The following is a 26,408-nucleotide window of genomic DNA, read 5'->3' as shown; positions in this document are numbered from 1 at the left end:
GCGTCCCCTATCGTAATCTGCGAACGTTCACGAGAATGGGCAAGGACTCTCCTATGACTGCGACAGGGCTTTCGGGCCGCTCTGTTTTCCTCGTCGAGGACGAGGTCATGATCAGAATGATGGTCGCGGACATGCTGGAGGAGCTCGGCTACAAGGTTGCTGCCGAAGCGGGCGACATCACCGAGGCCATGCGGCTTGCGCAATCCACCGAGTTCGACCTCGCCATTCTGGACGTCAACGTCAACGGCAAGGTCATCTCGCCGGTGGCCGACGTCATCATGGCGAAGGGCTGCCCGTTCATCTTCGCCACCGGTTACGGCTCTTCCGGCCTGCCCGAACAATACCGCGACCGACCGGCGCTCCAGAAGCCGTTTCAGCTCGATGCACTCGGCAAGACCATCGAAGCCGCGCTGCGCGGCGGCTAGAGCGTTTTCGAGCGAAGTGGACACCGGTTCGCGTCAAGAAGCGCGTCGAAACAACAATCGAGAGCCCGTTCTGATTCCATTGGAACGGCAAAGGCGCGAGCCCTATTTCAGCGTCCGGCTCAGCTCTTCCGAAAACGCTTCGTTGGTGCGATCGAGCCGGAGCGGCGTGACGGAAACGTAGCGCTCGCGCAGCGCCGCGAGATCGGTGCCGTCGGCGGGCGTATCCATCATCGCGGTGCGCTCGAAGCCGATCCAGAAATAGGGATTGCCGCGGCCATCGCTGCGCTCGTCGATCTTGAGGAAGCCGAGATTACGCTTACCCTGGCGCGTGACGCGGACGCCCAGCACATCCTCCGGCGCACAGGACGGGAAATTGACGTTGATGACGGTGTCTTTGGGAACGCCGGCAGCGATCACCTTGCGCACGATGTCGGGCCCGAATTCGCGCGCGGTGTCCCACGGCGGCCGTTCACGGGTCTCGACGCTGAACTCCTGCGACAGTGCGAATGACGGCAGCCCCAGGATGGTGCCCTCCAGCGCGCCGGCAATGGTGCCGGAATAGACCACGTCCTCGGCGACGTTGCGGCCCTTGTTGACGCCGGACAGCACGACATCAGGCAGCTTGGCGCCCAGGATATGGCGGGCCCCCATGATGACGCAGTCCGTCGGCGTGCCGCGCACGGCAAAGTGCCGCGGGCCGACCTCGCGCAGGCGCAAGGGATCGTTCAGCGACAGCGAATGCGACACGCCGGACTGGTCAAGCTCGGGCGCCACCACCCAGACGTCGTCCGACAAGGCGCGCGCGATCTCCTCCACGACCTTGAGGCCGGGAGCATGGATGCCGTCGTCATTGGTGCAGAGAATGCGCATGCGCGAAGTCGATTCCGAAAGATCGTTTGATCTGTCATATCCGGCCGCGGCCCATCAGGCAAACCGGCAGATCAGGGCCCGGCAAGCAGGTTCCCGCCGGCATGGTCCCGCTAGCGGCGAATGCGCCATTGCGGCAGGAAACGCGCGAGCCGGCCCTCCGCACGTAGTTGCATCGCCGGCACGACCGGATTCACGTAGGGAGCCTCGATCACCCCGAGCGCCTCCAGCTGCGCGACGAACGGGTCAGGTGTCGGCGCCTGCGGAAACCGTTCGCGTGCCACCGTCAGCGCCTTGTCGAAATCCGCAGCATTCACTCCGGGCTTGGCTCGTCGGCTCTGCACGAGATCGTCGTCCCAGAGCCGCGCGATCTCGATGTCCAGCACGCCGCGCAGGCGCTGATCGATAGCCTGGATCCCGGCACCTGTCACCGCCCATTGTCTGCCGATCCAGAAGATGTCGCGGTGCAAAGGCATGAAGGGTGGGGTCGCGTTGAGGGGTCGGCAGGATAGCCGGCCGTCCGATCTTCGCAACGCGATTCTCGTCATGCCGCGTTTTCGGACGCGAACCGATATCCACTTCGCTCGCAAACGCTTTAGTCGCGCGCGATCACCTTCAGCCCGCCCATATAAGGCTGGAGCACGCTGGGCACCGCGATCGAGCCGTCTTCCTGCTGATAAGTCTCCATCACGGCGATCAGCGCGCGGCCGACCGCGGTGCCCGAGCCGTTCAGCGTGTGCACGAAGCGCGGCTTTCCATCCGGCCCGCGGGAGCGCGCATCCATGCGGCGTGCCTGGAAGTCGCCGCAGACCGAGCAGCTCGAGATCTCGCGGAACATGCCGCCATCGCCCTGCCCGGGCATCCAGACCTCGATGTCATAGGTCTTCTGCGACGAGAAACCCATATCTCCTGCACAGAGCGTCATAACACGATAATGCAGGTCGAGCTTCTGCAGCACCTGCTCGGCGCAGGACAGCATCCGCTCCAGCTCATCCTTGCTGGTTTCCGGCGCGGTGATCGAGACCAGCTCGACCTTGGTGAACTGGTGCTGGCGGATCATGCCGCGCGTGTCGCGCCCAGCCGCGCCCGCCTCGGCACGGAAACACGGCGTCAGCGCGGTGAGCCGCATCGGCAGTTGCTTCTCGTCGAGGATGGATTCGCGCGCGAGATTGGTGAGCGACACCTCCGCGGTGGGGATCAGGCCGAGGCGCTCGGTCTTCAACCGCTCGAGGTCGGGTGAGGCGAGCAATTCGCCCTTGATCGCCCAGAACTGGTCGTCCTCGAATTTTGGCAGTTGCCCGGTGCCGAACATCACCTCGTTGCGCACCAGGAGCGGCGGATTGATCTCGGTGTAGCCGTGCTCGGTCGTGTGAAGATCGAGCATGAACTGGCCGATGGCGCGTTCGAGCCGCGCCAGCCCCCTCTTCAGCACGACGAAGCGAGCGCCGGAGAGTTTGGCCGCCGCCTCGAAATCCATATAGCCGAGCGCGGTGCCGAGATCGTCATGCAGTTTTGGCGCAAAGCTGTAGCTGCGCTTGTTGCCGAACACGTGGTGCTGGACGTTGCCGTGCTCGTCGACGCCGTCAGGCACTTCGTCGAACGGAATGTTCGGGATCGCCGACAGCTCTTTCGTCAACTCCTCGTCGGCAGTCTTGGCGGCGGCTTCGAGTTGCGGCATCGTGGTCTTGAGGTCGGCGACCTCGGCCATCAGCCTGGCGGCGCGGGCCTCGTCCTTGGCCTTCTTGGCGTCGCCGATCTCCTTGGACGCAGCATTGCGCCGCGCCTGCGCCTGCTCGGAGGCGAGGATCGCCGAACGACGCCTCTCGTCGATCGCCAGCAGCGAGGCCGACATCGGCTTCAAACCGCGCCGTGCCAGGCCGGCGTCGAAGGCTTGTGGATTGTCGCGGATCGATTTGATGTCGTGCATGGCTGTGGTCCTGGATCAGCGCGCAAATAGTCAACGTTTATGCTGACAACTTACATTAGCGCGCTTTCCCCTAGCATTCTGTCATCGCCCGCGAAAGCGGGCGATCCAGTATTCCAGAGACGTCAGTGTTTCCCCGAGGGGCCGCGGCGTACTGGATTTCCCGCTTTCGCGGGGAATGACACCGGTGGGCTTGGTCGCCCTACTCCGCCGGATTGGCCGGCGTCGACACGTCGGTGCCGGTGGCAGCCTGCGAAGCCGCCGCCTTCTTCTCCACCATCGCCACCGCGATGATCGAGCCCTCGTACAGCGCCATCAGCGGAATGGCCAGGGAGCACTGGCTCAGCACGTCGGGCGGTGTCAGCACGGCCGCGATGACGAAGGCAATCACGATGAAGTAGCGGCGCTTCTCGCGCAGCATCTTCGAGGTGACGATGCCGATGCGGCCGAGCAGCGTCAGGATCACCGGAAGCTGGAAGGCGATGCCGAAAGCGAAGATCAGCGACATCATCAGCGACAGATATTCGCCGACCTTGGGCAGGAGCTGGATTTGCGCGGTCTCGTCGCTGCCGGCCTGCTGCATGCCGAGCGAGAAGCGGACCAGCATCGGCAGCACGACGAGATAGACCAGCGCCGCACCGAGCACAAAGAAGAACGGGGTGGCGACCAGATACGGCAGGAAGGCCTGCTTCTCGTGCTTATAGAGCCCGGGCGCGACGAACTTGTAGATCTGCGTCGCCACGATCGGGAACGAGATGAAGCCGGCGCCGAACAGCGCGAGCTTCAGCTGTGTGATGAAATATTCCAGCAGCGCCGTGTAGATGAACTTGGAGTTCTCGGGCCCCGCGACCCACACGAACGGCCAGACCAGCACGTTGTAGATCTGCTTGGCGAAGAAGAAGCAGAAGATGAAGGCAATGCCAAAGCCGAGCAGCGCCTTGATCAGCCGCGAGCGCAGCTCGATCAGATGGTCCATCAGCGGGGCTTTGCTGGCCTCGATATCGGCGTCGGTCATGACGCTTTGGCGTCCTTGATCGCCTCGGATGGCGCGGTGTCCTGCGCAACCGGTGCCTGTTCGACGTCACGGGTGATCGCGAGCGGCTCGTTCGCAGCCGCATGCGCTTCGGCTTCCATGAAGGTCGCAGGCGTCGGCGTTTCCGGTGCCGTCGGTGTGACGGGCGGATCGATGGCGGTGGTGGCAGGCGTCTCTGCCGGCTTGTCCAGCGCATCGACGCGGAGCGCGTCGCTGACGTCCTTCTGGAGCGAGGTCAGCGGATTGTTGCTGGTAAAGCCGGTTGCGGCTTCCTTGACCTCGTCAAAGCTCTTCTTGAGGTCGGCCATCTCGGCCTCGCGCATCGCTTCCTGGAACTGGCCCTGGAACTCCGCGGCCATCTTGCGGGCCTTGCCCATCCATTGCCCGACCATGCGCAGCACGCCCGGAAGCTCTTTCGGGCCGATGGCGATCAGGGCCACCACGCCGACGAGGACCAGTTCACTCCACCCGATGTCGAACATGAGGTCTTCCGTTCACGCCAGCCGGAGCCGGCCCAATCCTCGCGCGCAGGATCGGGGCCGCTACCCGTGTCTCGCGTGCTCTCTGGCTCAGACGGCCTTGCTGCCGACGTCGGACCGTGTGGCGGTCGGAGCACCATTGTGCTCGATCGACTTGGCCGGCTCGGGCTTCTCGGCGGGCTTGTCGTCGTCCTGCATGCCCTTCTTGAACGCCTTTATGCCCTGCGCCACGTCGCCCATCAGATCCGAAATCTTGCCGCGGCCGAACAGCAGCAGGACCACTGCGATCACCAAGATCCAGTGCCAAATGCTGAGTGAACCCATCCTGCAACCCTCCAAACGCGCATGGCCGGGACCCGGCCGATCTTCACCGAAACGTAGGCTTGGCAGGTCTCAAAAACAAGGACCAAGGCAGTGCCAATTCGCTGTCGGCACTACGCAATCTTGCTAGTGTTAACCGGTCGCAGGGCCCGTAAACGGACGGGCGTCACTCCTCAGTGCCGCCATCGCCGCCGCCCTCATTGCCGCCTTGCGGCGTCTCGGGCTCGACCACAGGCGCCAGCGCAAGATCGAGGTCCTCGCCCGGTTCCAGCGGATCCTCGTCTTCGCGCAGAGCCGGGTCGTCGGATGGCGTCGGCACGCTAAATCCGGTTGGCAGCCGCGAATCCAGCAGGCCCGTGCCCTTCAGCTCTTCGAGGCCCGGCAGGTCGCCGAGCTGTTCCAGGGTGAACTGCGACAGGAATTCCTCGGTGGTTCCGAAGGTCAGGGGACGGCCGGGCGTCTTGCGGCGACCACGCGGCTTGATCCAACCGGTCTCGAGCAGCACGTCGAGCGTGCCCTTTGAGGTCACGACACCGCGGATCTCCTCGATCTCGGCACGTGTCACCGGCTGGTGATAGGCGATGATCGCCAGCACCTCGATCGCCGCACGCGACAGGCGGCGGGTCTCGGTGGTCTCCCGCGTCATCAGCCAGGCGAGATCGCCGGCCGTGCGGAAGGTCCATTTGTTGGCGACACGCACGAGGTTGACGCCGCGCGAGGCATAATCGGCCTGGAGCTGCTCAAGCGCGACCTTCACGTCCACGCCCTCGGGCATGCGCTTGGCCAGCGTTGCGGTATCCAGCGGTTCACTCGACGCGAACAGCAGCGCTTCCAGCAGCCGCAATTCCTCGGGTCGCGCCTGGGATTCGTTGTCCATCGGCTCGGCCTCTTCCACCCGCACTTCAGCCAGGCTTGCCATGGCAGATTCTCCTTCTTGCACTTAGGCGACCGGCGCGTCGGGCGCAGGAGCTGCGTCCGGGACCGGTTTTGGGCGCCCTTTCCGGAAATAGATCGGCGCAAACGCCTCTTTCTGGTTCAGCTCGAGCTGGCCTTCGCGCACCAGTTCGAGCGCGGCGGCGAAGCTCGAGGCGAACACGGTTGCCCGCTGCGTCGGATCGGCGACGTGCCGGATCAGAAAATCGTCCAGCACGCCCCAGTCGTCCTGTTCGTTGAGGCTGCCGACCAATCGCTCCAGCGTGGCGCGCGCTTCCGCAAGCGACCACACGGTGCGCTTCGCCAGATGCACGCTCGCCAGCACGCGCGACTGGCGCTGCGCGGCGTAGGCGGTGAGCAGGTCGTACAGCGTCGCGGTGTATTTCGGATGCTTGATCTCGGCGATCTGCTCGGGCTCGCCGCGCGGGAAGATGTCGCGCTGCAATTGCGGCCTGTTCATGAGCCGGTTGGCCGCTTCGCGAATGGCTTCCAGCCGGCGCAGGCGGTTGGCCAGTGCCGTCGCCATCTGCTCCGCGCTTGGGCCTTCCGCACTCGGCGGCTCCGGCAGCAGCAGGCGCGACTTCAGGAAGGCAAGCCAAGCCGCCATGACGAGGTAGTCGGCGGCAAGCTCGAGCCGGATCTTGCGCGCGGCCTCGATGAAGTGGAGGTACTGGTCGGCCAGCGCCAGGATCGAAATCTTGGCGAGGTCGACCTTCTGCTGCCGCGCCAATGCGAGCAGGAGGTCGAGCGGGCCCTCATAGCCCTCGACGTCCACCACCAACGCCGGCTCACCCTCGGCGAGCTCTGCGGGCCGCCCGGTTTCGAACGATAGGATTTCTGCGGTCATGCCGATGCCGTGTTTGCCCGTGCGATCAATGCGTCCAGTTCCGCGCGCGCGGCCGCCCGGTCGAGTGGCTGCGGCGGCTTGCGTGCGGCGAGCGCGGCTTTCGCCCGCTCCAATGCCCTGCCCGACAATTCAGGTGTCTGGCGAGCGACGTCGCGCATCTCCTCGATGTTGCCGTTGCAATGCAGGGCTACGTCGCAGCCGGCCGCGAAGATGGCGCGGGTCCGCTCGGCGATATTCCCCGACAGCGCGTTCATCGACACGTCATCACTCATTAACAAACCCTGGAACCCGATTGCGCCGCGAATCACATCAGCAATCATTGTCGCAGATGTCGTCGCCGGATGGGCGGGGTCGACGGCGCTAAACACAACATGTGCAGTCATGGCCATCGGCAGATCCGCGAGTGGCTTGAACGCGGCGAAATCGGTCCGCTCCAGCTCGTCCCGGGGCGTGTCGACCGTCGGCAGCTTGAAATGGGTGTCGGCGGTCGCCCGGCCATGCCCGGGAATATGCTTGAGAACCGGCAGGACGCCACCCTGCTCTAGGCCCTCGGTAACCGCACGGGCAATTGCAGCGACCTTGCCCGGCTCGGTGCCATAGGCCCGGTTCCCGATGACGGCGTCGGCACCCGGCACGGGCACATCGGCCAGCGGCAGGCAATCCACGGTGATGCCGAGATCAGCGAGATCGGCAGCGATCAGGCGGGCGCTCAGGCGCGCCGCGGCGAGCCCGAGTGCCGAATCAGTGTCGTACAAATTCGAGAATACAGCGCCCGGCGGATAGACCGGCCAGTGCGGCGGGCCCAGCCGCTGCACTCGTCCGCCCTCCTGATCGATCAGGACCGGAGCATCGGGAGCATTGGCAATCGCCCGCAATTCCGCAACCAATGCAGCGACTTGGGCTGGTGTCGCGACGTTGCGCTTGAACAGGATGAAGCCCCATGGGCGTTCGGCACGGATAAACTCCCGCTCGGCGGCGGTCAGTTCCGTTCCGGATACGCCGGTAATGAAGGCCCGCGTGCTCATAACGGCCGATTAACCCTGCCCCGCGAGGGGGTCAAGGAAACGGCCGTTAATTCCTCTGGACGAAGCAAGCGGACAGGCCTGCGGACTTCAGGCTGTTGCAAGCATGCGTCGCCTCCTCGGCCGAAGCGTAGGGACCCGCGAAGGCGCGGTAGACGATCCCCTTGCCCTTGTCGGTCAGATCGACCCGCTTGATCACCGGCGAACGGGAGCCGAGCACGCTGCCGTATTTGCTCTGAAGCACTCGGTAGGACGCCGCGGCGCTGTCTTCGCTTTGCTGCGAAGACACCTGCACGATGTAGCCGCCACCGCTGCTGGCGGGGGCGATTTGCGTCGGGTTGGTGGCAGCCATCCGATGCGCAGGCTCGGCCGTCGGTCCCGACTGCGGCGCGAGCGAAAGCGGCTGGTTGAGGCTGGCATTTGCCGAGGTCGGCGAATTGTGCGGCGCCGCCGTCGCAGCGGGCGCGGCAACAGGCTTGGGCGCGGCGATCGTCGGCTTGGCGGCGGCCGATTGCGGCACGGTGCCGTCGGTCTGGTCGCCCTTAACGGCGACGGTCCGGATCGGGCGCGGCGAATTGCTCGGCAACGTCCCATTGCCTGGGACCGGTCCCGTGCTGGGCGACGGAACCGCAGATGGCGAGACGCTTGCCACCGACGGTGGGTTCGCATTCTGGTTCAGCGGCGGGAACACGACGCGAGGACCGCCAGCCTTGGCGTTGACGTCGACGGGCGCCTCCTCTCGCGGCACGATCTTCTCAGTGCCGTCACCGCTGGCCATACGGTCCGGCACTTTGGCCGATGAGTCCGTCGGCGCCGGCACGATCTTGGTCGGCGTGTTGTCAGCCTTGATGATCGGCGGCTCGCCGCTGCGGGGCGAGCCCAGATAGGTCTTGTAGGCGAAGGCCGCACCTGTACCGACCACGGCGAGCGCGAGGATCGCCGCGACCGTCATCATGCCGCCGCGCTGCTTCTTCGGCTCTTCGATTTCTGCGTCGTCGGGATAGTCGCTTTGGAATGCGTAGGGGTCGTCCGGGTAGGCGGGATCGCGCTGATAGTCCTGCTTGCCTGTCTCAAGCCGGCCGTAGAGCGCATCGTCGTAGCGCGACGGATCGGGCTGCGCGTACGACTCCTGCTCGGCCTGATCCTGGTAAGCTTGGCCGTGCTGCTGGTAGGCCTGAGTTTGATATGCCTGTTCCTGATAAGAGTGATCCTGATAGGCCTGAGCCTGATGAACATCGGGCTCGGGCGCGGCAGGCTTGGCCGAATAGCGATGCAGCGGATGAACCGGGCTGACCGAGACGGGATAGTCAGGCTCCGGCGCGGGTGCAGGCTGCACGTTGGCGCGTCGCATCCATGAGGGCGGCCCGGGCGGCGGCGGGGCCTGCTCGGCATAATCCTGTTGATCATCGTCCTGGCGAAAATCGTCCTGGCGATAATCGTCCGGATGATAGCTCCGGGTCGGCGTTGCCGGCGCGCGCGCGGTCGGCCGGCCCTGCGCTGCAAACGGATCGGTTTGTCCGATCAGGCGGGCGAGCTCGGCCAAGGGATCATTTTCCGCCTTCCCATGCTGATCGCCACCGCGACCATAGTCATCGGAAGGAAACGGTCTGTCCTGATATCGTTCGGCCATCGTAATGATGCGTCCCTTCGGGAAAGCCGCGCACCCCTCGACCAAGGCGCGGCCTTCGACCCACAAGGCTTTCAACCAAGTCTAAGCGATCCGGCTTCTGCCGGTTACCCCCGATTTCCCCTTAAGTAGTTCGCCCCAAACTACCGCATCTCGTCCGGGGCATGGACGCCGAGGATGGCGAGGCCCGATGCCAGGACCGAGACGACGCCCTGGACCATGGCCAGTCGCGCCATTGTAAGATCTGCATCATTATTGATAATGAAGCGTAAATAGGGCAAATCGCGCCCCTTCGTCCAAAGTGCGTGAAATTCGCTCGCTAACTCATAGAGATAAAAGGCAATTCGGTGCGGCTCGTGGGCCGCGGCGGCGGCCTCGAGCATGCGAGGAAAAATTGCGAGGCGCTTGAGAAGATCGAGTTCGACCGGGTCCGACAGCCGCTCCACGGCCGACTCACTGAGCCAGGCGATCCGTTTGCCGGTATCCTCGGGCAGTTCCGGGAACACCTCGGCGCGCGCGTTGCGGAAGATCGAGTGGCCGCGGGCGTGACCGTACTGGACGTAGAACACCGGATTGTCGCGCGACTGTTCCATGACCTTGGCGAGGTCGAAATCGAGCACCGCGTCGTTCTTCCGGTAGAGCATCATGAAGCGGACCGCGTCCTGACCGACCTCATCCACCACCTCACGCAAGGTGACGAAGTCCCCGCTCCGCTTCGACATTTTGACCGGCTCGCCGTTGCGCAAGAGCTTCACAAGCTGAACGATCTTGACGTCGAGCGCACCCTTTCCGGAGGTAGTCGCTTTTACCGCCGCCTGCATGCGCTTGATGTAGCCGCCATGGTCGGCGCCCCAGACGTCGATCATTTCGGCGAAGCCGCGATCAAACTTGTTCTTGTGGTAGGCGATGTCGGAGGCAAAGTAAGTGTAGGAATTGTCCGATTTGATCAGGGGACGATCGACGTCGTCGCCGTAGGCGGTCGCCTTGAACAGCAACTGCTCGCGATCCTCCCAATCCTCGACGGGGGCGCCCTTCGGCGGCGGCAGGCGACCTTCGTAGATGTCGCCCTTGGCACGCAGGAAATCGATGGTCTCGGCAACCTTGTTGTTGCCCGTCTCGATCAGCGAGCGCTCGGAGAAGAACACGTCGTGGCGGATGTTGAGGGCGGCGAGATCGTCCTTGATCTCGTCCATCATCATCGCGATGGCCTTGGCACGCACCGGGGGCAGCCATTCCGCCTCGCTCATCGCGAGAAGCTTGTCGCCGTGCTCCTTCGCCAGCGCCTGACCGACCGGCTTGAGGTAGTCGCCGGGATAGAGCCCTTCGGGAATGGCACCGATGTCCTCGCCGAGCGCTTCGCGATACCTCAGGAACGCGGAGCGTGCGAGCACGTCGACCTGGGCGCCGGCATCGTTGATGTAGTACTCGCGCGTGACGTCGTGGCCGGCGAACTGGAGCAGGCTTGCCAGCGCGTCGCCGAACACGGCGCCGCGGCAATGGCCGACATGCATCGGCCCGGTGGGATTGGCCGAGACGTATTCGACATTGACCTTGGAGCCACCGCGGACGCGGCCGTAATCGGCGCCTTCGCGCAGCACGGTCCGGAGCGCCTCGGCCCAGGCGGCCGGCTTGAGCGTCAGGTTGATGAAGCCGGGACCGGCGACGTCGACCTTGGCGATCAACGCGTCGGCACGGAGCCGCTCGGCGATCTGCTCGGCGAGGTCGCGCGGCTTTGCCTTCGCCTCTTTCGCCAGCACCATGGCAGCGTTGGTCGCCATGTCGCCATGGGAGGCATCGCGCGGCGGTTCGACCACCACGCGTGAAAAATCGATGCCCTCCGGCCAATTGGCGTCCGCCGCAAGCGCGCGGCAGGCGGCGTGCACGCGCGCGAGCACGTCGGCGAACAGATGCAGGGATGAGGGTGTCTGGGGCATGGCCGCCGCCTAACGCAAATCCGGGGTCGAGTCAAAGAGCCGCTGGTGCTCGGTGAGTGCGAAACGATCCGTCATTCCGGCTATGAAATTGCCGATCCGCCGGGCGCGGTCGCCCTCGTCGTCCGCGTCCGCCCCCAGCAGCCATTCCGGCGGCAGCTCGCCGGGGGATTTCAGGTATTTTGCGAACAGGTCGAACAGGATCTGCTCCGCCTCCCCCATCACCCGCATCACCCGCTTGTGGCGGTACATGTGCTGGTACAAGAAGGCCTTGATGGCGGCCTCTTCCTCCGCGACCTCGGCGGGGAACGCGATCAGCGCCCGGCTCTGCTGGCGCACCTCCTGAGCCGATTGCGGCTTGGTGGCGGCGAGGTTCTTCCGTGCCTCCGCAAACACCGCCCCGATCAGGTGCGAGATCAGCTCGCGCACCAGCTCGGCGCCGCGCCGGACGTCTTCAAGGTCGGGATAATGCGCGGCGATCCCGGCGATGATCTCCGCGGTCAGCGGCATCACCTTGAGTTCGTCGAGGTGGAACAGGCCGGCGCGCAGGCCGTCGTCGATGTCGTGGGCGTCATAGGCGATGTCGTCCGCGATGGCGGCGACCTGCGCCTCCAGCGAAGCGAAGCTCCACAATTCGAGGTCGTAGGTCTTGACGTAGTCGGCGATGCCGACGGGAATGCCGTGCTCGCGATAGCGCCCGACCGGGGCGCCGCTACGGTCGGTCAGCGGACCGTTGTGCTTGACGATGCCCTCCAGCGATTCCCAGGTGAGGTTGAGCCCGTCGAACTCGGGATAGCGGTGCTCGAGCGAGGCGACGACGCGGAGCGTCTGGGCGTTATGGTCGAAGCCGCCGAATTCCTTCAGGCAGGCATCCAGCGCCCGCTCGCCGGCATGCCCGAACGGCGGATGGCCGAGATCGTGCGCGAGCGCGAGGGTTTCGGTGAGGTCCTCGTCCAGCCCGAGCTGCCGGGCCAGCGCCCGGGCGATCTGCGCCACCTCCAGCGAATGGGTCAGCCGGGTGCGGTAATGGTCGCCCTCGTGGAACACGAACACCTGGGTCTTGTACTTCAACCGGCGGAAGGCGGTGGAATGGATCACCCGGTCGCAATCCCGCCGGAACGGGCTGCGGGTCCGGCTCGGGGGCTCGGGGACCAGCCGGCCGCGGCTGCGATCGGGATCGCAGGCATAGGGCGCGCGGGGGGCTGCCATTCCGACGGACACGGCGAATTTAGTCCCTATCCATTTGATTCTGCGTATGGTGGCACTTAACTATGTCGGACGCGGGATACCAAATGAATTGGGCAAGACCCCTGTGTGACTGCGGGACTATCGGAGACGAACGATGACGACTGCCGTGACCATCAGCGACCGGGCCGCACGCCGGATTGGGGAGATCCTCAAGGGCGAAGGTTCCGGCGCGATGCTGCGCATCTCCGTCGAGGGCGGCGGCTGCTCCGGCTTCCAGTACAAGTTCGACATCGACCGTGCCCGGACCGACGACGATCTCGTGATCGAGCAGGACAATGCGGTGGTGCTGGTCGATTCCGCCTCGCAGCCATTCCTGGCGGGATCGCAGGTCGATTTCGTCGACGATCTGATCGGCGCCTCGTTCCGCGTCAACAATCCCAATGCCACGGCGTCCTGCGGCTGCGGGACCAGCTTCTCGGTCTGACCGGCTACGCGCCCGTCATCTGCCTTTCCTCCTCCGTCCACTCCACCTCATCAGGCATCAGCTCCGGCTGGAGCGGTGCATCCTCCGACATGACGTGGCCGTCCAGCGCGCGCAGGAGTGCCGCGATCAGCGCCGGCTTGCGCAGCGGCTTGGCGAGCAAGTCCGACATGCCCGCCTCACGGCAAATCTTGATGTCCTCGGGGAAGGCGTTGGCGGTAAGCGCGACGATCGGCAAGGCTTCGAAGCGCCCGCCTTGCGCGCGGATCGCGCGGGTGGCGGCAAGCCCGTCCATATCGGGCATGCGCACGTCCATCAGCACGATATCATAATTGCCCTCGGATGCCGCCGCGACGGCCTCGGCGCCGTCGGCGACGACGCGAAGCTCGACGTCGAAGGATCCCAGCATCTTGCTCACGACCATGCGGTTGACGGCATCGTCCTCCGCGACCAGCACCTTCAGCGGCCGGTCGAGGCCGGCAATGCGGGCTTTGAGATCGTCGGCCTCGTCGCGGCCGTCTACCTGATCGAGCGTCTGCGCCTGGCTCCAGGGCAACACCAGCGTGAAACGGAAGGTCGAGCCTTCGCCCGGCGTCGAGGTGACGCCGATGGTGCCGCCCATCTGCTCGATGATGCGCCGTGAGATCGCAAGGCCGAGGCCGGTGCCGCCGAAGCGACGGCTGATCGAGGCATCGGCTTGCGCGAAATCGCTGAAGAGCTGGCCGAGCTTTTCGGGGGCGATGCCGATGCCGCTGTCGGTCACCGTCCATTCGACGGTCGCCAGCAGGTCGCGTCGCGCCTGGCAGGTGACCGAAATCGTCACCTCGCCTTGGTCGGTGAACTTCACCGCATTGGACGCGAGATTGAGCAGCACCTGGCGGATGCGTGCGACGTCGCCGCGCAGGGTCGGCGGCAGGTTCGGATCGAGTTCGACCTTGACCGTCAGCCCCCTGTTCTTGGCGCTCGCGCGAATAACGGTCGCGACAGCCTCGACCAGCGCCTGCGGGGCGAAGTCGATCGCCTCGAAGGTGAAGCGCCCGGCCTCGAGCTTGGACAAGTCGAGAATATCGTTGAGGATGCGCTGGAGATTGTCGCCGGAGTCGCGGATCGTGGTGACGGCTTCGCGCTGCTCCGGATCGAGCTTGGTTTCGAGCAGCATGCTGGCGAGCCCGAGCACGCCGTTCATCGGCGTGCGGATCTCGTGGCTCATCACCGCGAGGAAGTCCGACTTGGCGCGGTTCTCGGCCTCGGCCTTTTCCGCGCGCCAACGCTCGGTCACGTCGCGCCCGAAGCCGCGATAGCCGAGGAAATGTCCCTCGCGGTCATAGGCGGGCTTCGCCGTCAGCGACCACAGCCGCGCCTCGCCGCCGGCAACGACCTTGAGGTTCATCTCGTGCAAGGGCTCGTTCTGCTCCATCAGGCCGACAACGTTGTAGGCTGCGCGCTTGTCGTCCGGGCAGAGCATGTCGAGCACGTCGGCGAAATAGGATCCCTTCAACAGCGGAAGCGGCAGCTGCGCGACGTCCGCGAAGCGTTGGGGCACGTCGATCAGATGCCCGTCGGCGTCGGTCTGCCATAGCCAGTCGCTGGCGTTCTCCTGAAAATCCTTCAGCAGCAGCGAGATGATCTCGGTCTGGCGCTCGAGCTCGAGCTGGGCCTTGAGATTGCCGAGGAACAGATTGCCCTGCGAGACGATGTTGCGCGCCATGAAGAATGCGAACAGCAGCAGGAACACCGAGGTCACGAGATAGGGCCCGGTGCCGCACAGCAGCAGCGCGCCGGCGCAGGCGACGGTCATGGTGGCGAGATAGACGAGGCCCGCGCGCGGGAAGGTCGAGAGCGTGAAGGCGCCGCCCGACATCATGCCGACCATCAGGCAGGCCAGGATGAGCTGACTGGTCGGCTCGATGCGGCTGAACAGCGCGAGCGGCAGCGTGCCCCAGATCGCGGCGAGGAAGAATGCCTGCCGCAGCATCTGCCGTGCGGCGCGGGGCGAAGCCTCTTGCGGCGGGTTCTGGTGCGACCGTTGCCAGGCGCGCACCGCGAGCGAGGCGGTGACGGCGAGCGTCAGGCCCCAGATCGCGAGGAAGTCGTTCCAGCCCCTGCCCCAGAACAGGATCAGCACGATGGCGACGTTCAGCATCGTCACCGCCATCGTCACCGGCATCAGCCGCGTCACGGCGTCGATCTGCTTGGCGCGGATGCGGCGGATTTCGCGCTCGCTGAGATCGGCCGTCAGCCCGTCCTCGATCTCGAAGCCGCCGAGCCAATACAGGAATGCGCCGATCAGGCCATCACGCGGCTCAGTTCGCTTCATCGACTCGTCCGGCCAACCCATCCGCGGAACCTTTCGATCATCAATGGCCCGCCGCATGCTTAGACCGGGTTAATTTTGTGGGAGATTTTGCGGCGTCCTTGACGGGCGCGTTTGCAGTTTGTTCTAACCATGGCCCCGCCCGGAGCCCCTCCCTATGTCCATCAGAGTAGCCACCTGGAACGTGAACTCGGTCCGGCAGCGGATCGATCTCCTGCTGACCTGGCTGAAGGAGTGCCAGCCCGACATCGTCTGCCTCCAGGAGATCAAATGCGTCGACGAGGCCTTTCCGCGGCTGGAGATCGAGGCGCTGGGCTACAACGTCGTCACCCATGGGCAGAAGACGTTCAACGGCGTCGCCCTGCTCTCGAAGCTGCGATTCGACGAGACCAAGTCGGGGCTTGCCGGCGACGACGAGGATGCGCACGCCCGCTTCCTCGAGGGCGTGGTCACGCTCAAGCGCGGGGTGCTGCGCATCGCCTGTCTTTATCTGCCCAATGGCAACCCGGTCGGGAGCGACAAATATCCCTACAAGCTCAAATGGATGTCCCGGCTTCTTGAATATTCGAAGGAGCGCCTCAAGGCTGAGGAACCGCTGATCCTTGCGGGCGACTTCAATGTCATCCCGCATGCCCGCGACGTGCACAATCCAGCCGCCTGGACCGAGGACGCCCTGTTCAAGACGGAGACGCGCGAGAGCTTCCAGTCCCTGCTCGGCCTCGGCCTGACCGACGCCCTGCGCGCCGTCACCGATGAGCCCGGGCTCTACACTTTCTGGGACTACCAGGCCGGGGCCTGGCAGAAGAACCAGGGCCTGCGGATCGACCACCTGCTGCTGTCGCCACAGGCCAGCGACCGGCTCGCCAATGTCGGCATCGACAGCTATGTGCGCAGCTGGGAGAAGCCGTCGGACCACGTTCCGGTGTGGGCGGATCTGGATCTCGACGCGGCGTGAGCGCCGATCAGGTGGCGGGCACGGCGCCAAGGCGCCTTTGCCCAGCCTGCGGGACCTCACCTAGTCCCGGCGGCCCTGCACCCACTGCTCCAGCATTTGCAGGCACATGGCGCGGTCGTCGTCGGAAGCCTTGGCGAAGGCGCGGTTGTAACTTTCCTTGATCCAGGTCTCCTCGGCGCCGGCGCTGTCGCGCGCCAGGGTCAGCCACATCAGGCCGCGCGCGGCCTGTCGCGGCAGGCGGTCGCCGTTGAACAGCATCTGGCCGAGCAGCGCCTGCGCCTGGTGCTGGCCCTTCTGCGCGGCGAGGCCGAGCCAGCGCGCACCATAGCGGAAATCCTCGCGCGAGGCGTCCGGGGTCTTCAGGTACAGCCGCGCGAGATCGTATTGCGCGTCGGCGTTGCCGAAATAGGAGGCCGCATAGGAGAACATCTCCCGCGCCCGCTCCGGGTCCGACTTGATCTTCGAGTTCGGGATGCCGCTGAGATAATAGCGGCCGAGCGCGACGAAGGCGTTGGCCACGATCTGCGCCTGCGGCGCCGACGGGCTGTCCTCGGCATGCGCGTTGGCGATCCGGCTGAAATACTCGAAGGCACGCAAATCGTCCTGGGCGACGCCGTCGCCGTTGGCGTACATGCGGCCGAGCTTCCACTGCGCGATGGGGTGGCCACCCTCGGCGGCATATTGCAGCGCGCTGAGCGAGGCTTCCTGGGTTGCGACTGCCGGCGGAACCTTGGTGCGCACTGCACCGGCGGCGCCCGGCAAGGTGGTCACGACCGGGATGGCCGCGTCCTTGGGGTTGACCGGCGCGCCGTCGAAGGCGAGCGCCGGCGCGGCCAACGCAGCCGCCCCCAACACAAACGCAACTATGGCACGCCTAGATGTCCGCATAGCACTGTTTCTCGTGCGCGCCGCCTGGATGGGTTACCGCCCCACCGACCGCCGGTCCGACCTGCTGAGCATATTTCCAGAGCACACCCGACGTATGGTTAGTCGCGCGCGCGCTCCATTTGGTTTTGCGCTGGGCGAGCTCGGCGTCGCTCAATTTTACGTTAAGGCTACCGGCGACCGCGTCGATCTCGATGATGTCGCCGTCCTCGAGCAGCCCGATCGGGCCGCCGACCGCCGCCTCCGGCCCGACATGGCCGATGCAGAAGCCGCGGGTGGCGCCGGAGAAGCGGCCGTCGGTGATGAGCGCAATCTTGCCGCCCATGCCCTGGCCGGTCAGCGCCGCTGTGGTCTGGAGCATTTCCCGCATGCCGGGACCGCCCTTCGGCCCCTCGTAGCGGATCACGATGACTTCGCCTTCACGGTAGGTACGCTTCTGGACCGCCTCGAAAGCGTCCTCCTCACGGTCGAAGCACCTGGCCGGACCGGTAAACCTGAGGTTGGACATTCCCGCGACTTTCACGATCGCACCTTCTGGCGCCAAATTGCCCTTCAGACCGACCACACCGCCTGTCACGGTGATGGGCTTGTCTGCCGGGTGCACCACGTCCTGGTGCGGATTCCATTTCACGCTCTTGAGGTTTTCGGCGATCGTGCGGCCCGTGACGGTAAGGCAATCACCGTGCAGGAAGCCATTGTCGAGCAGCGTCTTCATCAGAAGCGGTATGCCACCTACTTCAAACATGTCTTTGGCGACATAACGGCCGCCCGGCTTCAAATCCGCGACATAAGGTGTCTTTTTGAAGATTTCGGCGACGTCGAACAGGTCGAACTTGATGCCGACCTCATGCGCGATCGCCGGCAGGTGCAGCGCAGCATTGGTCGAGCCGCCGGAGGCCGCAACCACGGCAGCCGCATTCTCCAGCGCCTTGCGGGTGACGATGTCGCGCGGCCGGATGTTCTGGGCGATCAGGTCCATCACCTTCTCGCCCGCGGTCATGCAGAATGCGTCGCGAATTTCGTAGGGTGCCGGGGCACCGGCAGAGTACGGCAAAGCGAGGCCGATCGCCTCCGAGACGGTCGCCATGGTGTTGGCGGTGAACTGCGCGCCGCAAGCGCCCGCCGACGGACAGGCCACACGCTCGATCTCGTCGAGGTCCTCGTCCGACATGGCGCCGACCGAGTGCTTGCCGACCGCCTCGAACATGTCCTGCACGGTGACCTGCTGCCCGCGGAAATTGCCGGGCAGGATCGAGCCGCCATAGATGAAGATCGAGGGCACGTTGAGGCGGACCATCGCCATCATCATGCCCGGCAGCGACTTGTCGCAGCCGGCAAGGCCGACCAGCGCGTCATAGGCGTGACCGCGCACCGTCAACTCGACCGAATCGGCGATGCATTCCCGCGACGGCAGCGAGGAGCGCATGCCGTCATGGCCCATGGCGATGCCATCGGTGACGGTGATGGTGCAGAATTCGCGCGGCGTGCCGCCGGCCGACGCCACGCCCTTCTTCACCGCCTGGGCCTGGCGCATCAGTGCGATGTTGCAGGGAGCAGCCTCGTTCCAGCAGGAGGCGACGCCGACGAAAGGCTGGTGGATCTGATCGGTGGTCAGCCCCATGGCGTAGAAGTAGGACCGATGGGGCGCACGCGCAGGGCCTTCCGTCACGTGACGGCTCGGCAGCCTCTGCTTGTCAATCTTTGCGACCATCGCAACCAGTTTCCCCGGCCAACCCTTTCAGACCCGAAAAATCAGAGCCAAGATTTGAATCGACCTTGGGACTTTCTCGTCGCCTTCGAAGACCGCCACTGCCTTAAAACATTAGAGTGATTTTATTCATGTTCGGGTGTGGCCAAAAAGCGGCGACGATGCGAACCACGGGTGGTCAGGGTTAAATGCGGGGTGAGTGTTGCGAGGACACAACAATCGTGGCGTGGAGGACACGACTAAAGCTACTTTGATACCTCCGCCAAGGAGCCATCTGTCAACTTCAGATTTTGGGACGGACGCAGGCCGCCCATTTCTGCCGCGAGAACAACGCACCCCGGCGGCTGAGTCGGCTTAGGCATTGCTGCCTCAACGCGCACCTGAAATTGCAGACGCGCCTTCGCATTCTCGCGGCTGAATTCGCCCGAGCTTTGCTTGGTCACTCCACCCTCTCAAGCCAAGAGGGCGCAGGGAAGACCGGGTGCTGACCTCGCACCCGCGGTCCGCTGCGCGAAGATGTAGCGCAAAGAGACCGCACAGCAGCATACAGGTGGTGCCAATCACTCGGCCTTCCCTGCGCGATGGTCGGACGGCTTATGCCGCGCTCTCCCGGGAGCCGAGTTCGTTCTGGCCTCCCTCACCCTCGCGAAATTCACCGACCTCCGCGCCGGTTGACGCGACTGCCCGCATCCGCAAGAACTTGACCGTAGCAACGACGGCCAGGACCACACGGTTTTGCCGTACGCACGGCCCGCCATTTCGCCGCAGTTTTCCCGGGCCCCGTCGACGAAGCCGGAAACTTACAGACGAGACGAAGCCTGACAGCGCCGTTCGTCCGCGCGCGGCCACGAGCTCACCGGGGACTACCCTCCCTGCCCGCACCTTTCGCGCCCGACGCTGCCGCGTCCACCGCAAGCCCGACTCGCGACAATGACGACCTCACGATCGCCCCTCAAGGATGAGCCGGGATGGGCGACACATACGCTATTTCCGAATTTCGGTAAAGCGGAATATTTTCACGCTGACGGATTGACAGAGGGCGACACAGGCGACGCCACCCGGATGGCGCGGAAGCGTAGTCCGGGAGGGGCGCGCTATGGAACGATTTGTCCCGGATTCGCCGCGCTCCATCCAGGCGACGCGAGCACTGCTCAGGCCGACATCACTCCCTTGCGCCCAAACGGATCGAGCAGGCGCACGACCTCGCAGACGGCGACGAGGCCGGCGAGCCAGGCGACATTGGTCAGCCCAATGCGCGTGACGATGGCTGCGGTGAAGGCGGCCTCTCCGCCCAGGAACGGCGTGGCGGCGAGCAGCGCGAGCTCGTAGGCCGCATAGGCGGCAACGAGCGCGAGCGCCAGCATCAGCGTCGTGCGGCCCTGCGGCAGCATGCGGAGCACGGCCGACGCCACTGCGGTCGCCAGCAGCGCAGCCGCGCCAATGACGAAACCCCAGGCGATGGTGCTGCCATCGATGGGATAGTGCAGCGCGCCGAAACCGATGCTCTGGTTCACGAGCCAAGCGCCGGTGACGACGAGCAGCGCCGGACGCAGCGGCAGCATTGCAGCCGCGACCACGGCGAAGGCCGCGAACGGCGTCGCACAGGCGAACGCAAAACTTGCGAGCGCGCACGATACCGTCAGCAGCGCGAAGCCGAACATCGGAGCGAGACGCGGCGCCACCGGATGGAGGCGGAAACCGTCGCCGCCGGACGGCAGGATATTGAGAGCCATAAGTAATCTCCTTCTCTTCGAGTTTTAGTCCATTTGGGGGCCTGTGACAGCCCCATTGAAATCAAAACGTGGCGCCGGCCTTGAGCAGATAGGTCCGACCGGGTAGCGGATAGGCGCTGAAGCGACCGTCCGTGAAGGTGCTTGCGACGGCGTAGTCGTAGTAGAGCGCGTTCAGCACATTGTTGACGCTGAGCGACCAGAAGTAGCGCTCATATTGGCCGCTGAGCTTGAGGTCGATCGTGCCATTGGCGGGAATCGGCTTCTGGGTTCCGGCCTGGTCGTTGTCCATGCGGCGCTCGCTCCAGAAGCGCGCGGTGGCGTCCAGCACCAGAAAGTTCTGCCAGATGTTCCAGGTGAGGCCCGCGCTCGCGGTGTAGCGCGACACCAGCGGCACGTCGTTGCCCGCCCAGACGCCTTCGCGGAAGACGGCCCGTGTGTAGGCCATGCCGAAACGCACCAGCAGGGCGTCGTTGATGCGATAGGAAACACTGGTCTCCGAGCCGTAGCGGCGGGTCGGATCCAGATTGGTGTTGTAGAACAGGATCGGATTGAAATGGATCTCGTTGGCGAGGTCCATCAAATAGAGGCTGCTCTGCATCTGCAGTCCGCCTCCTCTGATGCGCAGCCCACCCTCGACGTCCTGCGAGGTCTGGGTCTTGAGCTGGAACGTCTGTGGGAGCGGATTGAAGAACGGGTCGAACGAAGGGCCCGACGACACCCGCTCGTCGACGTCAGGCGTACGGAAGGCGCGCGCAACCCGGCCGAACAGCGCGACGGTGTCATTGAGGCGATGCTCCGCACCGAGATGCAGCGCATATTGCGTCTCGTCGCTCCCGAGTGGAAGCGCGCCGATGTCGGCGTTGAACGGAGCCGCCGGATCGAAATTGTCACGTGCCGAGAGATTGGTGTTCTGCACCCGGGCGCCGTAGGAGATATCGGTCGCCGGCGCAACGCCTAGCGTGTGCTGGACATAGCCTGCAACCGTCCGCTGCCTGAGATCGTAATTGTGCCAGGGAGCGAGACCCTGGCCGGCGCCGCGGTTCTGCTGAAAGGTCGCATCGTAGTAGTCGACGCCGGTCAGCACTTGCGAGAGCATTCCGAAGAGCAGGCTCTTCACGCTGAGCCGCGGCGTGATCGACCATGTCGTCAGGTCGGCATCGACATAGGTCGACGTGAAGAAAGCCGGAACCGGTGCCGGGCTCGAGAAGAATGCGCTCTGCTGCTTCTTGTCGCGCACGCCGCCGTCGACGATGAGATCGACGCCGTTGACAAGGGTTTTCGTGAAGCCCGCGGTCGCGCCGAGACCCTGCTGATTGGCGTAGTTGAAGGGCGTGCTGGTCCCTCGCCGGCTGGTCGCGAGCTCGTCGACGCCGATGGAGGGATCGACGGTGCGGCCGCCCGGCAGTCGCAGCTCCTGATTGTCACCGGTGACGGTCAGGAAGGCGGTCAGGCCCGGCGTCGTGTAGTTCAGATTGCCGACGCCGTTCTCCTGGGAATAGCGATTGTTGTCGCGGTAGCCGTCCGTCCTGACGGCATTGCCGTAGAACGAGGTCGACCACGGACCGGAATTGATCGCGGCCGAGACGTTGCCGAGCCTGGTATTGAACGAGCCGAAACCGGCCTCGATGCGCGCTGTCACGGGCGGGCCACCGACGCCGTTCTTGGTGACGACGTTGATGACGCCGCCGACCGCATTGTCACCATACAGCACCGCACCGGAATTGCCGCGCGTGATCTCGATGCGCTCGATGGCATTGAGCGGGATGGTGGAGAGGTCCACCTGCGCCATATCGATGTCGTTCAGCCGCCGTCCGTTGACCAGCACCAGCGTATTGGCCGTGGCGAAGGCACCGAAGCCGCGCAGGTCGACACTGGTCTTGGCACCGATCTGGCCGCCATAGAACGTCGTGATCTGGGCGCCCGGCACTTGCGTCGCGATGATCTCGGCCAGCGTCTGCGACGGCGCATGAGCGATGTCCGTGGCCGTAATGACGGTCGTGGCCGCGCCGACGATCCCGCCATTGCCGGCGGCGGCCTCGTTGCCCGAGCCGGACGAGCCGATCCCACTCGGCGCCCCGTCCGGCGCCGCTCGGCGCCGCCCCGCCTCGCCATCGCCAATCGCCCTGGCACGCGTACGGTTCTGATCGTCGGATCTGGTCACTTCGACCGGCGGCAGTTGCTCGGCGACGGACTGCTGGGCGTGGACGATGGAGTGATCGAGCGAATACAGCGAAACGGCCGCAACGATGCCGGCGCAGCGGCGCCCGGCGGCAGTGACAATACGGGACACAATTGTAACCTCGGCATGACGTCAGTGGCACGTCACAGCGAACGAGGCTTTACGGCGGAGGATCGATGGCTCCGGCAAAGCTAATGTCTGTACTCCCCGACCGACATCTTCGCGTGTGACCACGGCTGACGGCAGGTCTCCTGGCTCGCGGGTCGTTACCTCTGCGTCGCCTTCCCAGGACCGAGATTCCCAGTGGCATAGGACGAGAGATTCACCGCTTACAGTTGCGGGGGCAGCCATGGCATTGAGACGATCCCGCCTTGGGACATCTCGCACCACGTTCCCTTTTGATCTCCATGAGGAGAACCGTCAGCGGCCAATCTACGGGGCGTCCAGGCCGGGAGTCAATCGACCGCCGGCATCTTGGCCGCAGGCGCGATCGGCCGGCTCCGCAACGAATCGAGCAATGCCCTGCGCCGCCTACGTTCGCCCCCGCGGGCGCTGGGCCTGGGCCCAGGCGACGGCGACATCCCGCGGCGGAGCGTCGAGGCGCTTGATCGGCGTCAGTTCGCCGGAGGCCGAGACGATCGCGGTCTCTTCGCGCCGGCAGCGCGTGCAGACGAAACGGACCTCATGCGGGGATGCCGACCAGCTTGAACGTTTCACGTTGGCGGCCATCGGCCAGGCATCGCAATGCGAGCACGATACCAGGAACCGGCCGGGATCGAGCATACCCATTCCATTGGACTCCGCGTCCTGCCCGCTGCTTCCAATGACTATCCTATGTGAATCGTTCCGGTGCCTCGGCACCGTCGACGCCACGTCCGCTGGAGGCCTGCGCGCTGTTCGCCGTTCCCACGAGACCTCCGGCGAGGTCGATTTCAAAGCTTGCGAATTTCATCCGATGTCCCCCTGCTCCGATCGACCCTATCAGGTCGAGACGGCGAGGACGATAGGGAGCCGGGGATCGCGCGGTTGCGACGCCTCGCAAGGCAGAAGGCAATCCGCTCAGCGAGCCCCCTTGAGGGTGCAGGATGTCGTGCAGGTGACCGTGGTGCCGCGATCGCACGATCTGCAGGCGTTGACGCACTGGTTCAGGTCGCGTGGATTGTAGCTGTGGTTTCGTATCGGACAGCTCGACGTCGTCGAGCCGGTGATGTCCCGCTCCTGGTCGCAGGCAGCCGTCATGAGCGCGAATATGATCACGGCAACGAGGCGCATGGGACCTGCCCTGTCAGGCACAGCACGATGACACTCGCGAGGTGCGCTGCATTGCAGCGAACCCCGGCCTTCCCACCACGAGCCATCGCAGATTGGCGATGCCCGCGTGCTGCGAGAATGCGCGCTAAATGTTAAGAACGGATTTCAGCCGGCCTCAGGCCGCAGCCGTGGTCGCGATCGCCTGCCGAATATCCACCGCCAGCTGGCGATACTGTTCCCCGAGCCTCAGATAGAACTCGCGCTTGGTGCCGTCGGTTGCGAGCTTGGCGATCAGCTCGCATTCGGCGGTGAGCGTCTCGAACCGTTCCAACCTGTCCTGAAGTTCTGTCATCGGCGTGTCCCCGTCAAACGCCACAAGGACAGCTAACCTAAATCCGGGAAATAGGTCACGGCGAACATCGTTATGGGGTAGCATCAATTATTCCGCGGCCGCCTATTTCTGCTCGAGCCGCCAGGCGCCGTCCCAGGCGGCATCCGGCGGATTCGCCGCGAACTGCGCGATGCGGCCGAGCATCGCGCGCGAGGGACCGTCGCCGGGGACCGCCTCGAGCGCCGCGTTGAAGGCAGCACGTGCGTCGTCGAAGCGCCGGGCACGATACGCGGCGAGACCTTCGACATAGTGCGTGCGCAGGCTGACTTGCGCATCGGTGAGTGCGCCTGGTCGCGCCATCACCTCGAAGATCGCCTGCGGCGCGCTTTGGCCCGCGACCGCAAGACGGTCGATCTCGCGCAATTCGAGGCGAGATCCAATCGCGTCCGCAGTCGCTTGCGAGACCAGGATGCGGGTGCCGTAGACCTTGTTGACGGCCTCAAGCCGCGAGGCGAGATTCACGGCGTCGCCCATCACGGTAAAGCTCATCATCAACTCGGAGCCGATGCTGCCGGTCAGGACCTCGCCGGTGGCGATGCCGATCCGCAGATCGCACGCCGCGGGCATGGCGCGGATACCGAGCAGATCGGGCAGCTGCTTCTGCAGCGCGGGCACCTGGTCGGCCATCTCGACGGCGGCAAGCCCGGCGAGCAGGGCCTGCGCGTCCTCTTCGACGAAGGGCGGTCCCCAATAGGACATGATGGCGTCGCCGATATATTTGTCGATGACGCCGCGATTGCTCCTGATGGGGCCGGACATCATGGTGAAATAGTGGTTCATCACCTTGACGAGGCCGCGCGGGGTCATGCCCTCGCTCATCGAGGTGAAGCCGCTCATGTCGCAGAACATGATGGTCATGACCCGGCGCTCACCGTCGATGGCGACCTCCGGCCGCTCGATCAGTCCCTGCACCACTTTGGGGTCGATGTAGCGGCCAAAGGTCTCCCGGATGCGCTCGTTGTGCCGCAACTGCTCGATCATGCGGTTGAAGGCCGCGGCGAGCTCACCGATCTCGTCCTGCGTCGAGACGGCGATGGGCTTGTCGAACCGGCCCGCCTCGACCTCGCGGGTGCCGGCCAGCAGCAGCCGTACCGGACGCGTGATGCCGCTGGACACCAGCAGCGCAAAGGCAAATCCGACGATCGCCGCGAGCAATGTCACGACACCCGAAATGATGATGGTCTGATGCTGGCGGTTGATCACCTGCGACGTCGAGAAGAAGACCTGCGCCAGCATATCGCCGCGGATCGTATCGACCTTCCGGTTGAACTGGTCGCGCAGCATGTCGATGTGTTCCAGCGTGCCGCGCGCCTCGGACATCTGCCTGGCGTCGATCTGCTTGAGGAGCTTCGCGTGGTCCTCGCTCAGGTCTCGGCGCAGCTCGACGACGGCGGTCTCGATGCGGATATCGATCCGTCCAAGCGCGGCATTGTCGGAAAACGTCCGGGGGTCCTCGATGATCGCGTTGATCAGCTTGCGCGCGGCCTCAGCCTCCTCCTCGATCTTGCGGTCCGATTCCTCGACGTCGCGAAGGCGCGCTGTATAGGCCTCTTCATCCGACGGCGCCTCCATCCGGGTCATGACCATCCGCCGCAGCGCCAGCCCCCGCTCCAGCGAGCGACTGCTGGCGCGCGCCAGATGGCTATAGGCCGGGATGTAACGGTTGGTCAGCTCGTCGAGCAGGACGCCGACCTGGCTTGACATCACCATCGACAAAATCGAGGTGACCAGCATCAGGACGATCAATCCGAGGGCGATGCCGACGATCTTGCGCCGGATCGACTGGTTGAAAATCGGCATGGGTTGCGGAAGGCAAAGGCCAAAAGAACGGAACGAGGGAACTCCATACACCGGACTGGCTGCGGGAACACGCGCAATCTTGGCCTCCTGGCGTCCCGTACCATGCAACCGTCG

Annotated in this window: 25 protein-coding genes and 1 riboswitch; of the genes, 3 read left to right on the top strand and 22 right to left on the bottom strand. The window is 64.9% G+C overall.

Going from position 1 to position 26,408, the window contains the following annotated elements; translation table 11 throughout:
* Positions 1-53 precede the first annotated feature (53 nt).
* Positions 54-425 carry a response regulator gene (locus tag EDE08_RS07415; protein WP_027576223.1) on the top strand — a complete coding sequence of 124 codons (372 nt, stop codon included), beginning with the start codon at positions 54-56 and terminating at the stop codon, positions 423-425.
* A gap of 102 nt (positions 426-527) precedes the next feature.
* Here the strand turns inward: EDE08_RS07415 and surE are convergent, their stop codons facing one another.
* The 12 genes from surE to EDE08_RS07350 form a co-directional block, all read right to left on the bottom strand.
* A complete protein-coding gene (gene surE, locus EDE08_RS07410; RefSeq protein WP_131868279.1) occupies positions 528-1,295 on the bottom strand; it encodes a 5'/3'-nucleotidase SurE in 768 nt (255 codons plus the stop codon).
* Positions 1,296-1,405: 110 nt separating this feature from the next.
* Positions 1,406-1,768: a hypothetical protein gene (locus EDE08_RS07405; RefSeq protein ID WP_131868338.1), complete on the bottom strand. Its 363-nt coding sequence runs from the start codon at positions 1,766-1,768 to the stop codon at positions 1,406-1,408.
* Between the two features lie 119 nt (positions 1,769-1,887).
* Positions 1,888-3,219, bottom strand: coding sequence for a serine--tRNA ligase (serS, locus tag EDE08_RS07400; RefSeq protein ID WP_131868278.1), 1,332 nt, complete (start codon positions 3,217-3,219; stop codon positions 1,888-1,890).
* A gap of 199 nt (positions 3,220-3,418) precedes the next feature.
* On the bottom strand, positions 3,419-4,231 hold the full coding sequence (tatC, locus tag EDE08_RS07395; protein ID WP_131868277.1) for a twin-arginine translocase subunit TatC: 813 nt from the start codon (positions 4,229-4,231) through the stop codon (positions 3,419-3,421).
* A complete protein-coding gene (gene tatB / locus EDE08_RS07390; protein ID WP_131868276.1) occupies positions 4,228-4,731 on the bottom strand; it encodes a Sec-independent protein translocase protein TatB in 504 nt (167 codons plus the stop codon). Before tatB ends, tatC begins: the two co-directional genes overlap by 4 nt.
* Before the next feature lie 87 nt (positions 4,732-4,818).
* On the bottom strand, positions 4,819-5,052 hold the full coding sequence (locus tag EDE08_RS07385) for a twin-arginine translocase TatA/TatE family subunit (protein WP_131868275.1): 234 nt from the start codon (positions 5,050-5,052) through the stop codon (positions 4,819-4,821).
* A gap of 163 nt (positions 5,053-5,215) precedes the next feature.
* Positions 5,216-5,968, bottom strand: coding sequence for an SMC-Scp complex subunit ScpB (gene scpB, locus EDE08_RS07380; protein WP_165935728.1), 753 nt, complete (start codon positions 5,966-5,968; stop codon positions 5,216-5,218).
* Between the two features lie 21 nt (positions 5,969-5,989).
* Positions 5,990-6,829 carry a segregation and condensation protein A gene (locus EDE08_RS07375; RefSeq protein ID WP_028179491.1) on the bottom strand — a complete coding sequence of 280 codons (840 nt, stop codon included), beginning with the start codon at positions 6,827-6,829 and terminating at the stop codon, positions 5,990-5,992.
* The gene (nagZ, locus tag EDE08_RS07370; RefSeq protein WP_131868273.1) at positions 6,826-7,854 is read right to left on the bottom strand and encodes a beta-N-acetylhexosaminidase; all 1,029 of its coding nucleotides are present in this window, start codon (positions 7,852-7,854) and stop codon (positions 6,826-6,828) included. Before nagZ ends, EDE08_RS07375 begins: the two co-directional genes overlap by 4 nt.
* Before the next feature lie 46 nt (positions 7,855-7,900).
* Entirely contained in the window at positions 7,901-9,481 is a 1,581-nt protein-coding gene (locus EDE08_RS07365; RefSeq protein WP_131868272.1) for an SPOR domain-containing protein, read from the bottom strand.
* 140 nt (positions 9,482-9,621) lie between these two features.
* Complete coding sequence (gene argS, locus EDE08_RS07355) at positions 9,622-11,412, bottom strand: arginine--tRNA ligase (protein WP_165935729.1); 1,791 nt, start codon at positions 11,410-11,412, stop codon at positions 9,622-9,624.
* A 9-nt stretch (positions 11,413-11,421) separates the two neighbouring features.
* Positions 11,422-12,630, bottom strand: a complete 1,209-nt coding sequence (locus EDE08_RS07350; protein ID WP_131868270.1) for a deoxyguanosinetriphosphate triphosphohydrolase — start codon at positions 12,628-12,630, stop codon at positions 11,422-11,424.
* Positions 12,631-12,751: 121 nt separating this feature from the next.
* Here EDE08_RS07350 and erpA point away from each other — a divergent pair, with 121 nt between their 5' ends.
* Positions 12,752-13,081 (top strand): iron-sulfur cluster insertion protein ErpA, encoded by a 330-nt coding sequence (gene erpA / locus EDE08_RS07345; RefSeq protein ID WP_024342679.1) that lies wholly within the window; start codon positions 12,752-12,754, stop codon positions 13,079-13,081.
* A 4-nt stretch (positions 13,082-13,085) separates the two neighbouring features.
* On the opposite strand, the gene EDE08_RS07340 is transcribed toward erpA, so the two are convergent.
* The gene (locus EDE08_RS07340) at positions 13,086-15,416 is read right to left on the bottom strand and encodes an ATP-binding protein (RefSeq protein WP_131868269.1); all 2,331 of its coding nucleotides are present in this window, start codon (positions 15,414-15,416) and stop codon (positions 13,086-13,088) included.
* 133 nt (positions 15,417-15,549) lie between these two features.
* Between EDE08_RS07340 and xth the strand changes: the two genes are divergently transcribed.
* Entirely contained in the window at positions 15,550-16,347 is a 798-nt protein-coding gene (gene xth / locus EDE08_RS07335) for an exodeoxyribonuclease III (protein ID WP_131868268.1), read from the top strand.
* A gap of 60 nt (positions 16,348-16,407) precedes the next feature.
* Here xth and EDE08_RS07330 read toward each other — a convergent pair whose 3' ends face one another.
* The 9 genes from EDE08_RS07330 to EDE08_RS07290 all read right to left on the bottom strand — a co-directional run bounded on the left by EDE08_RS07330 (position 16,408) and on the right by EDE08_RS07290 (position 26,294).
* Positions 16,408-17,235, bottom strand: coding sequence for a tetratricopeptide repeat protein (locus EDE08_RS07330; RefSeq protein WP_131868267.1), 828 nt, complete (start codon positions 17,233-17,235; stop codon positions 16,408-16,410).
* Positions 17,222-18,943 carry a dihydroxy-acid dehydratase gene (gene ilvD / locus EDE08_RS07325; protein ID WP_131868266.1) on the bottom strand — a complete coding sequence of 574 codons (1,722 nt, stop codon included), beginning with the start codon at positions 18,941-18,943 and terminating at the stop codon, positions 17,222-17,224. Before ilvD ends, EDE08_RS07330 begins: the two co-directional genes overlap by 14 nt.
* 242 nt (positions 18,944-19,185) lie before the next feature.
* Complete coding sequence (locus tag EDE08_RS07320; protein WP_131868265.1) at positions 19,186-19,383, bottom strand: hypothetical protein; 198 nt, start codon at positions 19,381-19,383, stop codon at positions 19,186-19,188.
* A 708-nt stretch (positions 19,384-20,091) separates the two neighbouring features.
* The gene (locus EDE08_RS07310; protein ID WP_131868264.1) at positions 20,092-20,673 is read right to left on the bottom strand and encodes a hypothetical protein; all 582 of its coding nucleotides are present in this window, start codon (positions 20,671-20,673) and stop codon (positions 20,092-20,094) included.
* 61 nt (positions 20,674-20,734) lie between these two features.
* Positions 20,735-22,963, bottom strand: coding sequence for a TonB-dependent receptor (locus tag EDE08_RS07305; RefSeq protein WP_131868263.1), 2,229 nt, complete (start codon positions 22,961-22,963; stop codon positions 20,735-20,737).
* Between the two features lie 113 nt (positions 22,964-23,076).
* A riboswitch (cobalamin riboswitch) is annotated at positions 23,077-23,289 on the bottom strand.
* A gap of 94 nt (positions 23,290-23,383) precedes the next feature.
* On the bottom strand, positions 23,384-23,641 hold the full coding sequence (locus EDE08_RS07300; RefSeq protein ID WP_061881804.1) for a hypothetical protein: 258 nt from the start codon (positions 23,639-23,641) through the stop codon (positions 23,384-23,386).
* Positions 23,642-23,911: 270 nt separating this feature from the next.
* Complete coding sequence (locus EDE08_RS07295) at positions 23,912-24,124, bottom strand: hypothetical protein (protein WP_131868262.1); 213 nt, start codon at positions 24,122-24,124, stop codon at positions 23,912-23,914.
* A gap of 154 nt (positions 24,125-24,278) precedes the next feature.
* Entirely contained in the window at positions 24,279-24,455 is a 177-nt protein-coding gene (locus tag EDE08_RS38245; protein WP_165935731.1) for a hypothetical protein, read from the bottom strand.
* 102 nt (positions 24,456-24,557) lie between these two features.
* A complete protein-coding gene (locus tag EDE08_RS07290; protein ID WP_131868261.1) occupies positions 24,558-26,294 on the bottom strand; it encodes an adenylate/guanylate cyclase domain-containing protein in 1,737 nt (578 codons plus the stop codon).
* Positions 26,295-26,408 lie beyond the last annotated feature (114 nt).

This window comes from Bradyrhizobium sp. R2.2-H (genome assembly GCF_004346455.1).
In the GTDB taxonomy this organism is placed as follows: domain Bacteria; phylum Pseudomonadota; class Alphaproteobacteria; order Rhizobiales; family Xanthobacteraceae; genus Bradyrhizobium; species Bradyrhizobium diversitatis.
This window is presented reverse-complemented; position numbering and strand designations above follow the sequence as displayed.

What these genes read in the sequence shown, in the direction of transcription:
- EDE08_RS07415 (WP_027576223.1), top strand. Translation starts at nt 54, where the DNA reads ATGACTGCGACAGGGCTTTCGGGCCGCTCTGTTTTCCTCGTCGAGGAC.
- surE (WP_131868279.1), bottom strand. Translation starts at nt 1,295, where the DNA reads ATGCGCATTCTCTGCACCAATGACGACGGCATCCATGCTCCCGGCCTC.
- EDE08_RS07405 (WP_131868338.1), bottom strand. Translation starts at nt 1,768, where the DNA reads ATGCCTTTGCACCGCGACATCTTCTGGATCGGCAGACAATGGGCGGTG.
- serS (WP_131868278.1), bottom strand. Translation starts at nt 3,219, where the DNA reads ATGCACGACATCAAATCGATCCGCGACAATCCACAAGCCTTCGACGCC.
- tatC (WP_131868277.1), bottom strand. Translation starts at nt 4,231, where the DNA reads ATGACCGACGCCGATATCGAGGCCAGCAAAGCCCCGCTGATGGACCAT.
- tatB (WP_131868276.1), bottom strand. Translation starts at nt 4,731, where the DNA reads ATGTTCGACATCGGGTGGAGTGAACTGGTCCTCGTCGGCGTGGTGGCC.
- EDE08_RS07385 (WP_131868275.1), bottom strand. Translation starts at nt 5,052, where the DNA reads ATGGGTTCACTCAGCATTTGGCACTGGATCTTGGTGATCGCAGTGGTC.
- scpB (WP_165935728.1), bottom strand. Translation starts at nt 5,968, where the DNA reads ATGGCAAGCCTGGCTGAAGTGCGGGTGGAAGAGGCCGAGCCGATGGAC.
- EDE08_RS07375 (WP_028179491.1), bottom strand. Translation starts at nt 6,829, where the DNA reads ATGACCGCAGAAATCCTATCGTTCGAAACCGGGCGGCCCGCAGAGCTC.
- nagZ (WP_131868273.1), bottom strand. Translation starts at nt 7,854, where the DNA reads ATGAGCACGCGGGCCTTCATTACCGGCGTATCCGGAACGGAACTGACC.
- EDE08_RS07365 (WP_131868272.1), bottom strand. Translation starts at nt 9,481, where the DNA reads ATGGCCGAACGATATCAGGACAGACCGTTTCCTTCCGATGACTATGGT.
- argS (WP_165935729.1), bottom strand. Translation starts at nt 11,412, where the DNA reads ATGCCCCAGACACCCTCATCCCTGCATCTGTTCGCCGACGTGCTCGCG.
- erpA (WP_024342679.1), top strand. Translation starts at nt 12,752, where the DNA reads ATGACGACTGCCGTGACCATCAGCGACCGGGCCGCACGCCGGATTGGG.
- EDE08_RS07340 (WP_131868269.1), bottom strand. Translation starts at nt 15,416, where the DNA reads ATGGGTTGGCCGGACGAGTCGATGAAGCGAACTGAGCCGCGTGATGGC.
- xth (WP_131868268.1), top strand. Translation starts at nt 15,550, where the DNA reads ATGTCCATCAGAGTAGCCACCTGGAACGTGAACTCGGTCCGGCAGCGG.
- EDE08_RS07330 (WP_131868267.1), bottom strand. Translation starts at nt 17,235, where the DNA reads ATGCGGACATCTAGGCGTGCCATAGTTGCGTTTGTGTTGGGGGCGGCT.
- ilvD (WP_131868266.1), bottom strand. Translation starts at nt 18,943, where the DNA reads ATGGTCGCAAAGATTGACAAGCAGAGGCTGCCGAGCCGTCACGTGACG.
- EDE08_RS07310 (WP_131868264.1), bottom strand. Translation starts at nt 20,673, where the DNA reads ATGGCTCTCAATATCCTGCCGTCCGGCGGCGACGGTTTCCGCCTCCAT.
- EDE08_RS07300 (WP_061881804.1), bottom strand. Translation starts at nt 23,641, where the DNA reads ATGGGTATGCTCGATCCCGGCCGGTTCCTGGTATCGTGCTCGCATTGC.
- EDE08_RS07295 (WP_131868262.1), bottom strand. Translation starts at nt 24,124, where the DNA reads ATGCGCCTCGTTGCCGTGATCATATTCGCGCTCATGACGGCTGCCTGC.
- EDE08_RS38245 (WP_165935731.1), bottom strand. Translation starts at nt 24,455, where the DNA reads ATGACAGAACTTCAGGACAGGTTGGAACGGTTCGAGACGCTCACCGCC.
- EDE08_RS07290 (WP_131868261.1), bottom strand. Translation starts at nt 26,294, where the DNA reads ATGCCGATTTTCAACCAGTCGATCCGGCGCAAGATCGTCGGCATCGCC.